Annotated in this window: 16 protein-coding genes; 9 read left to right on the top strand and 7 right to left on the bottom strand. The window is 37.9% G+C overall.

Annotated elements, in window-relative coordinates:
* Positions 1 to 261 precede the first annotated feature (261 nt).
* Positions 262 to 588, top strand: coding sequence for a hypothetical protein (locus A33Q_RS08475; protein WP_009034494.1), 327 nt, complete (start codon positions 262 to 264; stop codon positions 586 to 588).
* Between the two features lie 74 nt (positions 589 to 662).
* Here the strand turns inward: A33Q_RS08475 and A33Q_RS08470 are convergent, their stop codons facing one another.
* Entirely contained in the window at positions 663 to 2171 is a 1509-nt protein-coding gene (locus A33Q_RS08470) for a S10 family peptidase (RefSeq protein ID WP_009034493.1), read from the bottom strand.
* Positions 2172 to 2403: 232 nt separating this feature from the next.
* Here A33Q_RS08470 and A33Q_RS08465 point away from each other — a divergent pair, with 232 nt between their 5' ends.
* The 3 genes from A33Q_RS08465 to A33Q_RS08455 all read left to right on the top strand — a co-directional run bounded on the left by A33Q_RS08465 (position 2404) and on the right by A33Q_RS08455 (position 4321).
* The gene (locus A33Q_RS08465; protein WP_040490268.1) at positions 2404 to 2757 is read left to right on the top strand and encodes a single-stranded DNA-binding protein; all 354 of its coding nucleotides are present in this window, start codon (positions 2404 to 2406) and stop codon (positions 2755 to 2757) included.
* Positions 2758 to 2972: 215 nt separating this feature from the next.
* A complete protein-coding gene (pfkA, locus tag A33Q_RS08460; protein WP_009034491.1) occupies positions 2973 to 3947 on the top strand; it encodes a 6-phosphofructokinase in 975 nt (324 codons plus the stop codon).
* A 2-nt stretch (positions 3948 to 3949) separates the two neighbouring features.
* Positions 3950 to 4321, top strand: coding sequence for a hypothetical protein (locus A33Q_RS08455; RefSeq protein ID WP_009034490.1), 372 nt, complete (start codon positions 3950 to 3952; stop codon positions 4319 to 4321).
* A 10-nt stretch (positions 4322 to 4331) separates the two neighbouring features.
* Here A33Q_RS08455 and miaA read toward each other — a convergent pair whose 3' ends face one another.
* The gene (gene miaA, locus A33Q_RS08450) at positions 4332 to 5249 is read right to left on the bottom strand and encodes a tRNA (adenosine(37)-N6)-dimethylallyltransferase MiaA (protein ID WP_009034489.1); all 918 of its coding nucleotides are present in this window, start codon (positions 5247 to 5249) and stop codon (positions 4332 to 4334) included.
* A 55-nt stretch (positions 5250 to 5304) separates the two neighbouring features.
* On the opposite strand from miaA, the gene A33Q_RS08445 reads away from it, so the two are divergent.
* The 5 genes from A33Q_RS08445 to A33Q_RS08425 are packed head-to-tail and all read left to right on the top strand — an operon-like array spanning position 5305 to position 9051.
* Positions 5305 to 6057, top strand: coding sequence for an Hpt domain-containing response regulator (locus tag A33Q_RS08445; protein ID WP_009034488.1), 753 nt, complete (start codon positions 5305 to 5307; stop codon positions 6055 to 6057).
* A complete protein-coding gene (locus A33Q_RS08440) occupies positions 6054 to 6431 on the top strand; it encodes a response regulator (RefSeq protein ID WP_009034487.1) in 378 nt (125 codons plus the stop codon). The genes A33Q_RS08445 and A33Q_RS08440 overlap by 4 nt, the downstream gene beginning before the upstream one ends.
* Before the next feature lie 11 nt (positions 6432 to 6442).
* Positions 6443 to 6721, top strand: a complete 279-nt coding sequence (locus tag A33Q_RS08435) for a hypothetical protein (RefSeq protein ID WP_009034486.1) — start codon at positions 6443 to 6445, stop codon at positions 6719 to 6721.
* Positions 6718 to 7482, top strand: coding sequence for an MBL fold metallo-hydrolase (locus A33Q_RS08430; protein WP_009034485.1), 765 nt, complete (start codon positions 6718 to 6720; stop codon positions 7480 to 7482). Before A33Q_RS08435 ends, A33Q_RS08430 begins: the two co-directional genes overlap by 4 nt.
* A complete protein-coding gene (locus tag A33Q_RS08425) occupies positions 7483 to 9051 on the top strand; it encodes an NFACT RNA binding domain-containing protein (protein ID WP_016254958.1) in 1569 nt (522 codons plus the stop codon).
* Here A33Q_RS08425 and A33Q_RS08420 read toward each other — a convergent pair whose 3' ends face one another.
* The 5 genes from A33Q_RS08420 to pyk all read right to left on the bottom strand — a co-directional run bounded on the left by A33Q_RS08420 (position 9052) and on the right by pyk (position 14413).
* Entirely contained in the window at positions 9052 to 9417 is a 366-nt protein-coding gene (locus A33Q_RS08420) for a hypothetical protein (RefSeq protein ID WP_009034484.1), read from the bottom strand.
* A gap of 4 nt (positions 9418 to 9421) precedes the next feature.
* Positions 9422 to 10192, bottom strand: coding sequence for a LytR/AlgR family response regulator transcription factor (locus A33Q_RS08415; RefSeq protein ID WP_009034483.1), 771 nt, complete (start codon positions 10190 to 10192; stop codon positions 9422 to 9424).
* Complete coding sequence (locus A33Q_RS08410) at positions 10152 to 11195, bottom strand: sensor histidine kinase (protein ID WP_009034482.1); 1044 nt, start codon at positions 11193 to 11195, stop codon at positions 10152 to 10154. Before A33Q_RS08410 ends, A33Q_RS08415 begins: the two co-directional genes overlap by 41 nt.
* A gap of 118 nt (positions 11196 to 11313) precedes the next feature.
* Positions 11314 to 12735 carry a fasciclin domain-containing protein gene (locus A33Q_RS08405; protein WP_235062785.1) on the bottom strand — a complete coding sequence of 474 codons (1422 nt, stop codon included), beginning with the start codon at positions 12733 to 12735 and terminating at the stop codon, positions 11314 to 11316.
* Positions 12736 to 12982: 247 nt separating this feature from the next.
* On the bottom strand, positions 12983 to 14413 hold the full coding sequence (gene pyk, locus A33Q_RS08400; protein ID WP_009034480.1) for a pyruvate kinase: 1431 nt from the start codon (positions 14411 to 14413) through the stop codon (positions 12983 to 12985).
* Between the last annotated feature and the right edge of the window lie 10 nt (positions 14414 to 14423).

Raw genomic sequence — 14423 nt, 5'->3', positions numbered from 1 at the left:
AAACTGAATTAATCAATCATCAGAAATTAATTGGGGATTGGGGAAAATTTTTGTGTATGTAATTCCCCATATTGATAATCTTATTATTTTTTTACTACTTTTATTTGTTGTTTTTTACTATAAATTTACTTTAAATGTGATTTTTTTATCTTTTTTTACTTTTGGTATAATTACTGAATAATATCATTTGAATTTAATGAGGTAGTTAACTACCCTTTACATATATAAATAAATTATCTATTTACTAAACCAACTATTATTATGAAAACCAAATTAATTATTCCAGGAATCTTTGTTTTAGGACTTGCAGCTGCACCAATGGTGACAATCGCTACTCCTAACAATGTAAATGCAATCGAAATTTCTTTCACTCAGGAAAAAGAAAAAGTGAAAATCGAAAAGGATAGATTGCCTGAACCAGTAAAAGAGGCAATTAAAAAAGATGGAAAAACCAAGGATGCCAGCATCAAAGAAGCATGGCAGATGATGGGTGAAGATGGCAAAATATATTATGCGGTCAAATTTGACCATGAAGGCAAAGAAATGTCTAAAAAGTATGACGCCAACGGAAATGAGAAAAAAGATTAACTTTCCTTTGCATTAAAATTAAGGCACCCTGAAATTTTGGGGTGCCTTTTTTTACTTTGATTTTAAACATAAAACTAATCATGCGTTGTATCCTTGATAAAATCTGCCAGATCCTTTTTGAATTTGATTAAAGATGGCATATGGGTATAAAACATATGTCCTGCCTCGTAATAAGTCATGATGATATTATCTCTGATTTCCGGTCTAAGATTCATCTGATCTACAGTATGTTCTACTCCATAAAATACAGTAGCCAAATCATAATACCCGTTCATCATCAGCACTTTCAGATTGGGATCCTTGTTCATGGCATCAGCCATGTCAATTGCAGTATTGATAGAAATCATACTTCCCCAACCTTCATTGCCTTTGTGGGACCAGTCCCACTTAAAGCCCGGTGAAGCATAGGCTGATGTTTTGTAAGTAAGGTCCTTACTCACACCCAAATCTCTATGAAAGTAATCCAAAAATCCAGCTGTATAGGCAGGGGAGATGGCGTCACTCTGAGGGTCTGTAATTGAATATTGATTTTGAGGCATTGGGTTGATCCCTTTAAATCTTGAATCCAACCTTCCAACAGTCATTCCTTCTTCTCTCAGCAATTCATTAAAAAATTCATTTGCACGCATTCTGAGATTATTTCTTTTCCAAATTTCTGAAGAAATTCCTGTATACTGTTGCATTTTGGAAGCTATAGCTCCCTTTTCAGAATCAGAAAGTCTCCCCCCTTTAAATAAGGCAGGCAGATATTCTTCCTCTGTAAATGTTCTTACTTCATCTACAAAAACCTCCAAGTCCGGATTTTTGTTGGCGATTTTGTCATGGTACCAAGCTGTCGCAGCATAAGATGGAAAGTGAACCAAATAGGAAGTACTTTCCTGAACTGGGAAAGCCAAAGACCTGATGTCAAATACCGATGAAACCATTACCACTCCGTTGAGTGCATACCCTTTATCCAACAGATATTTCATCACACCTGCATTACGCATCGTTCCGTAGCTTTCACCCAAAAGGTATTTGGGTGATTGAAGTCTGTCGTATTCCTTCAGAAATTGCATGATAAACAAGCTAATTGCCCTGATATCCTGATCTACACCCCAAAAATCTTTACCTTCAGCTTTTCCGACAGGTTTGCTGAGCCCTGTTCCAATTGGATCCATCATCACCACATCCGCCATATCCAAAATTGAATGATCATTATTGACCAGTTCGTAAGGTGCAGCAGGCGTATACCCAGGATCATTGACTACAATTCTCTTTGGTCCCATTACTCCCATATGAAGCCAGTAGGAGGAAGATCCAGGTCCACCATTATAAGAAAAGATAATCGGTCTTTTGGAAGGACCATCTTCTTTAAAATATGCAGTGAACCCATGTAAAGCGATAGGCTCATTGTTTTCATCCCGTAGCAACATGGTGCCGGCTCGGGTTTTTAGGCTATGTGTTGTTCCGTTGACCCTCACAGTCTGCGTAGAAGTGAAAACTTGGGCTTCCGGAATATCTTTGTTGGATTCTTTTTCCTGAGCATTTGCCAAGGAGAACCCCAAGATAAACAAGAAAATAAAAAGGTTGATTTTTTTCATGTCGCTATAAGTATTGGTTTCAGATGGTCAATCTACATATTTAATGAGAAAGGTGAAATAAATGCCTGATCTTATACAAAAGTGGCTTTAAAGGCAAATCAGCAGGATTAATCGGATATAAACGGATATATCCGATTAAAATTAGGAGAGATTCAGCCATAGCTCCGAAATTAGGGTAAAGCTTTAAGGGCAATTAAAATTTCAATTAAGATCAACCTAAACAATTATCAAAATGAGTAACATGAGAAACAGGGTACAGCTAATCGGGAGATTAGGTACCAAACCTGAAATTAAAGAATTAGAAAGTGGAAAAATCAAGGCAACCTTTAGAATGGCCACCAAGGATTTTTACAAAAATGACAAAGGAGAGAGTGTGGAAGAAACCACATGGCACAATGTGGTAGCTTGGGAAAAAGCTGCTGAGATAGTACAAAAGTATACCGACAAAGGCTCCGAAATAGCTGTAGATGGAAAGATATCCAACAGAACTTATGAGGACAAAGACGGGAATAAGAAATATTATTCCGAAGTAGTTACATTCCAAGTCATGCTTTTGGGCGAAAGAGTCGCTCAGATGGCAGATTAATAATTCGGGGCCGCCAGTATTTTTAGAACCACACCAATTTAGACTAGCTCCCATTGGCGGCCTCATTTTTCAATTTTTGAAATAAACCATTTTTAAGTTTCCGGTTTAAAAGGCTGAACTTCTGATAATACACAATTATTCCCCAAAGAAATTTAAGAATCTTACTGTTTGCTTCCAATTATGAGTATTTTTGGAACTTTAAAAGCCTATTGAACATGAAAAAAATAGCTGTTTTGACTTCCGGTGGGGATGCCCCAGGAATGAATGCATGTATAAGAGCCGTGGTAAGAACTGCGATTTTTAAGGAATTGGAAATTTATGGTGTTTCTTATGGTTATGAGGGCATGATAAATGGTCAAATCAAAAGAATGCATTCCTATTCTGTAAGCAACATTATCCAAAGAGGTGGCACAATTCTGAAATCTGCAAGAAGTGAAGAGTTCAGGACTGCAGAGGGCAGAAAAAAAGCCTTTCAAAAATTAAAGGATTTTGGAATTGAAGGCTTGGTAGTCATTGGAGGTGACGGTAGCTTTACCGGTGCAAAAGTATTTTTTGAAGAATATGGTATTCCTACAGTTGGCTGTCCAGGCACTATAGACAACGATATTTTCGGAACTGATTACACCATTGGCTTTGATACAGCAGTCAATACAGCCTTGGAGGCCATTGATAAAATCAGAGATACGGCAGCGGCCCATGACAGAATCTTTTTTGTAGAAGTAATGGGAAGAGATTCAGGATATATAGCCTTGGAATGTGGAATTGGCGGAGGGGCTGAATTTGTAATGCTTCCCGAAACCCAAACTGACCTCAAACAAGTCACTAAATCACTCAAAAACCTCAGAAAATCTAAATCTTCTTCAATAATCGTGGTTGCAGAGGGAGACGAAGAAGGAGGTGCTGAAGAAATCATGGAAAAGGTGAAAACTAAAATTAACGATCCCGATAAAGAATTTAAAGTCACTACTTTGGGACATATTCAAAGAGGAGGAAACCCAACAGCAAGGGATCGTGTATTGGCTTCCAGATGCGGTATGGCAGCAGTAGAGGGACTTATGATGGGCAAACAAAATTGCATGGCCGGGATTGTCAATGGAGAGGTCATTTATACAGCTTTTGAAGACTGTGTCACTAAAACCAAACATCTCAAAGATGATCACCTTAAATTATTGGAAATCTTAAGTATTTAAACATGGGTTTTATTCCAATTATTGCCACAATGAGTGCTGCGATTTTTCTTTTCTTCATGACTGTCAACCACAGCATGAATACCAAGAAAGCAAGAATCCAGGCGCTTCTCAAAGAAATGCTGGTAGCATTGAATGAAATGAATTTGTCAGATCAAAAAGTTGTAAATATTGACAGTCCCCATCTCCAAAACCTAAAAACTATCTATATTCAGGCAAAAACAGAGCTCCAGGTAGATCAGCAAGCAAAATTCAAAAACAATGTATCAGAACCCTATAAAGGGATTAAACTTATCGTATCCCAATACAACAAGCTAGTCAAAAAAAAACCATACAGCTATGTGGCCAAATTGATGGGGCATAAAGCCATTGATTGATATTTGAGTGTCATTCTGATTTGACAAGACTAGCCTCAATATATTTTTTAATCTCTTCCACAGATTCCGGATGAAACCATTTGATCTCTTCGTCCCGCCTGAACCAAGTCAACTGCCTTTTTGCATACCTTCTTGAGTTCCTTTTTAATAACCGTACAGTTTCTTCCCAATCATATTTCCCTTCCAAAAAATCAAAGATTTCTGTGTACCCTACAGTCTGCAGTGCATTCAGTTTCCTCAAGGGGAACAGCTTTTCTGCCTCCTCTTTCAGTCCTTCTGACAGCATGATATCCATACGCCTATCAATCCTTTCATACAGTTCCTGTCTTTCTCTTTCCAATCCAATTTTGATGATTTCAAAAGGTCTATTGGCTGTTTTTTTCTTTCGAAAAGAACTAAATGGAAAGCCTGTCCCCCTAAACACTTCAACGGCACGCATCAATCTTTGAGGGTTGTTTATATCAACTTTTTCGAAGTAAGACGGGTCGATTTCTTTGACTTCTTCCTGTAGGTAGGTTAAGCCTCTAGATCGATACTCCTCGATTACCTGTGCCCTGATTTTTGGATCTACATCTGGAATATCATCCATCCCCTTACACACCGCATCAACGTACATTCCGGAACCTCCAGTTAGAATTGCAGTTTCGCGTTCCTTGAAAATATTATCTAAGACAGTAAGTGCATTTTTTTCAAAAGACTTAACATCATAATTATTCTCAATTGAAATAAAATCAACCAAGTGGTGTTTTGCTCTTGATAACTCCTCTGGGCTAGGTTTAGCCGTTCCAATATTGGTTTCGATAAAAAACTGTCTACTATCAGCAGATACGATTTCAGTGTCCATCCAATTGGCCAATTGGATACACAATTCTGTTTTTCCAACAGCTGTTGGCCCTACTATAACAATTAAATATTTCTTTTCTCCCACAGGAACATTACTTTAGTATCTTATGAGTATACTTGCCAAAAGTATCACAAATCAAATGAAAAATAAAAAGATACTAATAGTTGATGACAACAACCTGAATCGCAGGGTTTTCGAAAACATCATCGGGCAGGTATATAATTTTGATACTGCTGAAAATGGAACTATAGCACTTCAAAAACTGCAAAATGATGAGTTTGATCTTATTTTAATGGATATTCAAATGCCTATTCTGGACGGGATCAATACCTTGAAATCTCTCAGATCAGATCAGCTCACTATGGCTCCTGTAATTGCCGTTTCAGCATTCGCCACAGAAAGCGACAGGGATTACTTTCTGTCCACAGGTTTTGATGATTTCATCCCGAAGCCGGTCAAACCAAAATTGCTTCTTGAAACCATTCAAAGATTTATTGAAGAGAGTTCTATTGCACAAACTCCAGCCCCAAAGGATTGGGAAGATTATGATATCATAGATCAGAAAATCATCTCCCAGCTTTTGAAGTACAACAATCCTCAAAATATTCTTACAGTTTTTGAAGATTTCTTTGAAGAATCAGAAAGACTGCTTTCTGAGATAGAATCATCCATAAGGTCAGAGAATTTTTCTGAAATAGGGAATAAATTACATATTTTAAAGGGAAATTCAGGTACTTTAGGCGCAATACAGCTTTATAAATTCGCAGAGGCATTTGAAAAAAGTATAAAAAACAGCAACTTTGAAAATACCTTTGAGGATTATTTATATTTAAAGAAACTTTATAGTTCGTTCAAAACCCATTTTCAAAATACTCAATTATTTTATCCATGACAAAGTCAAGAAAAGTGCTTGTAGCCGAAGACAGTTCAGTCATCATCAATCTCACCAAGAATGTATTGATGTTTGAAAATTATGAAATCAAGGCTGTGAAGAACGGTAAACAAGTGTTGGATTCCTTGGAAAAGGAAGATTTTGATCTCATCCTGATGGACATCAATATGCCGGTAATGGATGGAATTGAGTGTACCAAAGCAATCAGGTCTTTGCAGGACAAAGAAAAAGCAGGTATACCTATTGTTGCCATCACAGGGAATTACAAGAATTACACATTGGATGATTTTAAGAAAGCAGGCCTAGATGATTATGTACAAAAGCCCCTTGATTATGACCTCCTACTAGCCACAGTCAGAAAACACCTTTCTTAAGTCCCAAAGTCATGAGTATCAAGTATACCAAAAGTTTTCTGGATAAGCTCGAAAATATCTTTGCAGCCTCCGAATACATTTTGAGGTACGAAAAAGGAAATTTCAAATCCGGATACTGCATACTGAAAGAAAGTAAAATTGTGATCATCAATAAATATTACACGCTGGACGGAAAAATCAATACCCTGATAGATATCATTAAAGACATAGGGTTTAAACCCAAAGACTTTGAAGACAAGAAAATACAGGACTTGATTGGAGAGCTTCAGCAAACTGAACTCAAGCTTTGAAAGTTACATTTTTAGGCACAGGCACTTCTCAGGGAGTTCCGGTAATCTGTTGTGATTGTCCGGTATGCAGTTCGCTAGACTTCAGAGATAAAAGAACCCGAAGTGCCATCCACATTGAAGTTTTTGGCAAGTCCATTGTCATTGATACGGGGCCTGATTTTAGATCCCAAATGCTGAGGGAAAGAATTAAAAAATTGGACGCTGTACTTTTCACCCACGAGCATAAGGATCATACTGCAGGAATGGATGACATTAGGTCTTTTAATTTCGTACAGAAGAAGGACATGCCAATTTTTTGTACCAAAAAAGTTCTCACTCAGATAAAAAAAGAATTTGCATACGTTTTTGAAGAAATCAAATACCCCGGAGTCCCAGCAGTAGAGCCACATGTAATTCAAAACGCACCATTTACAGTAGAGGGCATTGAGATTATCCCTATTGAGGTAATGCATTATAGGTTGCCGGTTTTTGGTTTTAGAATCGGGGACTTTACTTACATTACTGATGCAAAAACCATCTCACCTGAAGAAATGGATAAAATCAGAGGAACCAAAGTTCTGGTAGTAAACGCACTTCAAAAAACTCACCATATCTCTCATTTCACACTGGAAGAAGCTGTGGAAATTGTTGAAGAATTAAAACCTGAAATGGCCTACTTCACACACATCAGCCATAAACTGGGAACTCATCATGAAATAGAAAATGGATTACCTCCAAACATCCGACTTGCCTACGATGGTCTCAAAATACAAGTCAATTAAATGCATTTCAATTACCATTTTCTCAGGTTTCTCTGTCCTCAACTTGAAAAACAGCTAAGGGGTAAATCTATTGTGGAATGTTTTTCACAAAACAAAGATGAACTCGTCATAGGCTGTGTTGATGACAGTTCACAGCTTTATATCAGAGCTAACCTCCTGCCTGTTGTATCAGCACTTTCTTTCCCTGAAGATTTTAAAAGAAGTAAAAAAAACACCATTTCCCTTTTCCCTCAACTACCGGGAAATAGTATCGAAGAAATACAGGTTTTTTCAAACGAAAGAGCCTTTTGGATAGGGTTGGACTCAGGAATTAAGCTGGTTTTTAAACTTCACGGAACAAGAAGCAATATTTTGTTATATGAATCAGGCTCTAAGTTACCGGCCTTGCTTTTCAGAAACGAGCTTAGAGATGATAAAAACACTCAATTTGACACACTTCATGTTGATTTAGATCTTGGCTACGAGCGGTTTGAGACTCTTGAAGGGAATGCCTCGAAATTTATTCCGACTTTGGGAAAAATCCCGAGAGCGTGGTTAAAACAACGAGGATATATTGAAGGCAGTTTAGAAAAAAAGTGGAACCTGATCAACGAACTCTTTGAACTTTTAGACACTCCTCACTACAGCATAGTCAAAGAAGGCGTGAATTTCAACCTCAGCCTTCTTCCTGAAGAAAAGGCTATTTTTGATACTGCTGACCCAATCCAGGCATGCAATGAACTGTTTCGCTACAAAGTAGTCGTTCAGGCTTTTGAAAAGGAAAAAAATCAATGGTTGAAGATTTTTGAAGAAAAAAAAAAAAGAACAAAGGCTTACATCGCCAAAACCAAGGAAAAGTTACAGGAAATAAAAGAGGGGGGGGCACCATCACAAGTGGCTGACATCATCATGGCCAACCTTCACCTTATTCCTACGGGAACCAAAGATGTTACATTATTTAATTTTTATACCCAGAAGGAAGAATTGATCAAACTCAAACCAAATCAAACTCCTCAAAAATATGCAGAATCCTTGTATAGAAAGTCAAAAAACCGAAAAAAGGAAATTGAGCATTTGGAAGAAAACCTGGAACAGAAGCAGATTCAGCTTAATCAATCTCTATCATGGATTGAAAAAATAAATAACATCTCCCATTTCAGGGAACTGAAAGATTTTGTTAAGACCAACCGATTGGTAGGACAGCAAAAGGAAAAAGAAGAACAGGTGCCATTCAAGCGTTTTGAAGAAGAGGGTTTTGAAATACTCGTAGGTAAATCCGCAAAGGCAAATGACGAACTTCTAAGACACTTTGTATGGAAAGATGATTTATGGCTTCATGCAAAAGATGTTTCAGGTTCACATGTAATCCTCAAATACAGGTCAGATATAAATTTCCCCAAAACTGTCATTGAAAGGGCTGCCGAATTGGCTGCGTATTATTCGAAGCATAAAAACGAATCTTTGGCACCGGTAATTTGCACTCCAGCTAAGTTTGTACGAAAAGTAAAAGGTTCTGCACCAGGAGCGGTCATGGTCGATAAGGAAAGTGTCTTGATGGTTAGCCCAAAAGGCCCCAAAAACTCCATTTGATCATGGCTGATACCTCTTGGGAGGTCTGGGAGGTCCAAGACTGATTTTATTGAAGCCTCTAACCAAAACCACTGTCCCTGCTATCCCAATTGCCCCACCGGCATAGAGTAAGGCCTCTCCAAGTTGAGGTCTGGTTCCGAGAAGTTGTCCTCCAATGATGGTTACAGTATAGCCAACAGTTGCGACAAGAATACCTGCTTTCAGTTGGCTTTGAGATTGGTGGAGATTTAGATTAATGTTGTAGACCTCTTTTTCAAGCAATAGGACGGTTTTTTCCAAAGAATCTAATCTAGCTACGTCATTTTGACCAAAGGCAAAATTAAAAACACCGCTGAAAACAAAAAAAATGAAGAGCTTTTTCACCATAATTTTATTGATTTATCCATATTTTAAAGTCCTGAACCCTCTCTCTGGCCACTATGATTTTTGTATCACTGACAACATTCATGGAAAGTAACAACCTGCCATTGATGTAGGGCTTCATTTCATTTAAAGCATCTAAATGTATAATCGTTGACCTATTGATCCTGTAAAATTTATTAGGGTCCAATAAAAACTCTTCCAGCTCCTGAAGACTGTAATCAACAAGATATTTTTTATTGGACTCCCTCTCTACCAAGTAAGTTACGCCCCCCTCGGATAGAAAGTAGGAAACATCTTCTGCTGGGACGAACCTTATTCTTTTCCCAATTTTACTCAAAAATCTTTTTTTGTAAGTCTTGGTTTGATATTCCCTAATGATTTTTTCAAAAAAATCAGGGGTGAATTGCTCATTGACCGTATTTTTTCCAAAACTCTCGACTTTCTCAAAAGATCTGAGTAGTCTTTCCTCATCTATCGGCTTGAGAATATAATCTATACAGTTGTGATCAAAAGAGCGAAGTGCATACTCATCATAGGCGGTTATAAAAATCACTGGAAAATTAAGACTTTTACCTTTCAGTGCTTTGAAGCTCAACCCATCAGCAAGGTGAATATCACAAAGTAAGAGATCTATAGCATCTTTTTCTTCTAGAATGGAATTGAGTTCTTTGATGCTTTGACCTTTATACAAAACATCCCAGTCAGGCCTATACTGCCTGATTATTTTTTCCAACCTACTAAGGGCTAGTGGCTCGTCTTCTATGATTGCGGTTCTCATAAGTTTTTATCAGTGGGAGCTTTACCTCAAAGTATCCCTCTGCATTCATTACATTGATTTCACTTCCTAGAAACCTGTATCTATCGGATATGTTTTGAAGACCAATACCAGTTGAAAAGTCAACTGCATCTTTCAACTGCTTTTTATTGCGTATAATAATGTAATCGCAGTCAGCATGAATCAAAACCTCAATAGGCTCAGAAATGGTGAAATAGTTGTGTTTGACCACATTCTCGACCAATAGTTGTAGTACAGCAGGGGGCAGGAGTAAATTTGTACAAGACTCATCTACTTCAATTTTAAAGCTCAGAGATTCCTGAAATCTGATACTTAACAAAGCTACATAATTTTTTAAAAAATTAAGTTCTTCCCGCAAACTGACCAATTCCTTATCCTTGTTGTTAAGAATATACCTATAAATCGTTGACAGCTTCTGAAGGTAGGCATCAGCCAATTTTACATCTTCATGGATTAAAGCCGACAAAGCACTGAGATTGTTGAAGAAAAAATGTGGATTAATCTGAGAATTAAGAGACTCCAGTTTTGCGGACATATTCAATGTTTGAAGCCTCTCTGCTTCTACTGCCTTTTCCTTTAGTTTTTTGCTGAAAAAATAAATAGCATTGATACTATTGAGAAAAAGGTTGATTCTAAAAGAAAAACCACTGGTTAGCAAGAGATTGGTCATTGAATAGCTGTAAGGATCTCCAAAGAACAACCCAGTAGCGTATACAGAAATTAAACATATCAAACTCACCGCTACAAGACTGCAACCAAATTGAATCAAGAGTGGATGGTGCTTTTCAAACTTCTTTAAAGCATATTTTTCAATAAGCCAGTTAGCTAACCAAACTGCATAACAAAGAAAGAAAATAAGGTAAAAAAGCTTGCTGGACTCAATTTCTGCTTGGAATAACCTGTCTCCATCTAACAACTGTATATTCAAAAATGAATAAACCGCCAGCAAACCCGGAAACACAAATTTGTAGCGGTGGTCAAACATAGGGGTATGGTTTAAAAACTTTTCAGAAACTAACGTAAGAAGAAGGAGAGTTAGATTATTATGAGATCAAAAAAGAAAACAAAAGGTAAGGAAAACCCTTACCTTTTGTTTTTAGAGTTTAGTCTAATGTTGGAAGTAAAACTCCATCAATTACATGGACAACACCATTTTCAATGGCAACATCTGCAGCTACCACAGAATAAGTACTTCCAGCAGCATCTGTCACGGTTACTGTAGAACCATTTCTTGTAACAGTGAGATTCTCACCTGCTAATGTAGGAACTTCGTTGTCACCTTCTGCTAAATCAAAAGAGAATGCAACCGTAGGTACTACGTGGAATTGTAATACAGTCGCAACAGCTTCTGCTCCTAAAGCATCAATCAATTCTTCTAAAGAATCTACTTCCAGAGCAGCAAGCAAGTTTACAAAAGCTTCATTGGTTGGAGCAAATACTGTTACATCTTCAGCGTCAAGAAGTGCTTCATCAAGACCAGCTGCCAATACAGCCTCTATAAGAACAGTCAAATCTGCTGCAACTGCTGCTTCCACAATATTTGGAAAAGACAATTCAGGAAGTAATACACCATCTATAACATGAACTACACCATTTTCAATTGCCACATCAGCAGCAATCACATTTACCGTATTACCTAAAGCATCTGTAACAGTTACACCTTCAGAGCCTGCATTCACCGTGATTTCCTGTCCGCCTAGGGTCGGAAATACATTTGTGGCTTCAAGATCTCCGGAAAAAGCAACAGCTGGAACAACATGAAATCCAAGTACAGTTTCAAGATTTTCAACACCACCAATTCTAGCAACCAATTGATCTAAAGTTTCAGCATTGAAAGCTTCCAAGGCTGCAGCGAAGGCTTCGTCAGTTGGTGCAAATACAGTAATTGCTTCAGCGTTTAAAAGAGCGTCTGCTAAGCCATCAACAGCAGTGACTGCAGAAAGAAGAATATTTAATTCAGCTTCAGTTGCTGCTTCCACTAGATTTGGAGCAGGCTCTTCAGCATCTTCAAGCTCTGGCAGTAATACACCATCGATTACATGAACTACACCATTTGCAATTTCCACATCTGCAGTAACCACGTTGGCTGTCGCACCAGTAGCATCAACCACTGTAACATTTCCACCGCTAACATTTACATCCAGAGACTGTCCAGCTAATGTTGTAAAAGTATTATTAGCATTTAAATCAGCAGCAAAAGCTACTGCAGGAACAACATGAAAACCTAAGACTGTTTCTAAGTTCTCTACGCCTCCCAACCTTTCTACAAGTTCATTAAGATTGCTTGCCTCAAATGCTTCCAAAGCTGCCTCAAATGCTTGATTTGTTGGAGCGAAAACAGTAATTGCTTCAGCATTTAAAAGTGCAGGGGCCAAACCTGGAACTGCCTGTACAGCTGCTACTAAAGTAGTCAGACCAGCTTCATTTGCTGCTTCTACCAAGTTAGGTGCTTCTGGATCTGGTTGCACCGGTGGTTGATCGTCTTCATCATTACAGGCTGCAATCACAAAAAGAAATGCACCCATTAACATGTACTTAAATAATTTTTCCATAGTTGATAATGTTTAGTTTTAGTGTATAAACATCTATTTTCTCAAATGGATTTATTTACTTTTTGAACTGTCTTATTTAATGGTTGAACCGTAGCTATTACTCAGTGAATTGCAGATTAAAAAATAAACGAAAGGAAAGCACTCAATATTAATCAGTTGAAGAAAAAAAAGCTGTCTACAAGTAAACAGCTTTTTTCAAACAATATATGGTGGTCTTTAATTACTCTACTTCATGGATTTTAAGCATGTTAGTTCTGCCTTTGGCTTTCAGTGGCATACTAGCTGTATTGATGATAATATCACCCTTTTTGACGAAACCATCCTTTTTCAATTGGTTTTGAATATCCATGAAAGTGGCATCTGTAGAAATATTGCTGGAATAATAATAGGATCTTACGCCCCACACTAAACTTAGCTGAGTCATCAATTTCTTATTTCTTGTAAAAACCAATAGATTGGCCAATGGCCTAAATGATGCAAGTCTCAACGCCGTCATTCCCGAACTTGTAATACCGACAAGTGCTTTGGCTTTCACGTTTCTAGAAAGCCTTGCCGCCATTAAGGTCAGGTTTTTCGAATAAAAGTTAGGGTCATCTTCCGGAATCTTATACAAATGATGGAATACGTCCGAGTTGTTTTCAATATAGTTGATGATACTGCTCATAGCCTTCACCGCATTTACAGGAAACTGTCCTGAGGCAGTTTCGGCAGAAAGCATCACAGCATCAGCTCCATCCAAAACAGCAGTAGCAACATCATTAGTCTCTGCTCTGGTTGGCCTTGGATGAGTAGTCATGCTCTCCAACATCTGGGTGGCAATGATCACAGGCTTACAGGCCAGTTTGCATTTCTGAACCATTTGTTTTTGCCATAAGGGAACGGTTTCCATAGGAACTTCTACACCAAGGTCACCCCTAGCTACCATGATTGCATCTGTAGCCTCAATAATTTCATCAATATTCTGAAGAGCCTCTGGCTTTTCAATTTTTGCAACGATTTTACAATCCCTTCCTGCGGCCTGGATTCTATCTCTCAAATCTTTGATATCATCCGCAGATCGAACAAATGAAAGCGCAATCCAATCCACATCTTGTTCAAGACCGAATTCAAGGTCTTCAAGATCTTTTTCGGTAAGGGAAGGTGCTGACACCTTAGTATTGGGAAGATTGATTCCTTTTCGGGACTTCAACATTCCTCCATGAATTACAACACATCTTACATTTTTGCCATCAGTGTTATTCACAGCAAGCTCAATATTCCCGTCATCGATCAGGATCCTATCACCTGCCTTGACATCATTGGGGAGATTTTGATACACTGTACTTACTAATTCTGCATTTCCTACCACAGGGTCATTTGTGATCGTGATTTTTTGTCCCGCAGAGATCAATACACCTCCATTTTCCATTTCTCCCACACGGATTTTTGGGCCTTGAAGATCTTGTAGAATCCCTAAGTTCAGGCTTTTCTCTTCATTGAGGGCTCTGATCATCTTGATGACCTCCGCATGGATTTTGTGATCTCCATGAGAAAAATTCAGTCTAAACACATTTGCACCTGCACTAGCCAAACTTGCCAAAGTGTCTGAGTTATTGGATGCTGGGCCTATTGTTGCTAGAATTTTGGTTTTTTTGTAAAGAGCAATACTCATATTTAATTTA

Origin of the sequence: Indibacter alkaliphilus LW1, assembly GCF_000295935.2 — a bacterium.
In the GTDB taxonomy this organism is placed as follows: Bacteria; Bacteroidota; Bacteroidia; order Cytophagales; family Cyclobacteriaceae; genus Indibacter; species Indibacter alkaliphilus.
This window is presented reverse-complemented; position numbering and strand designations above follow the sequence as displayed.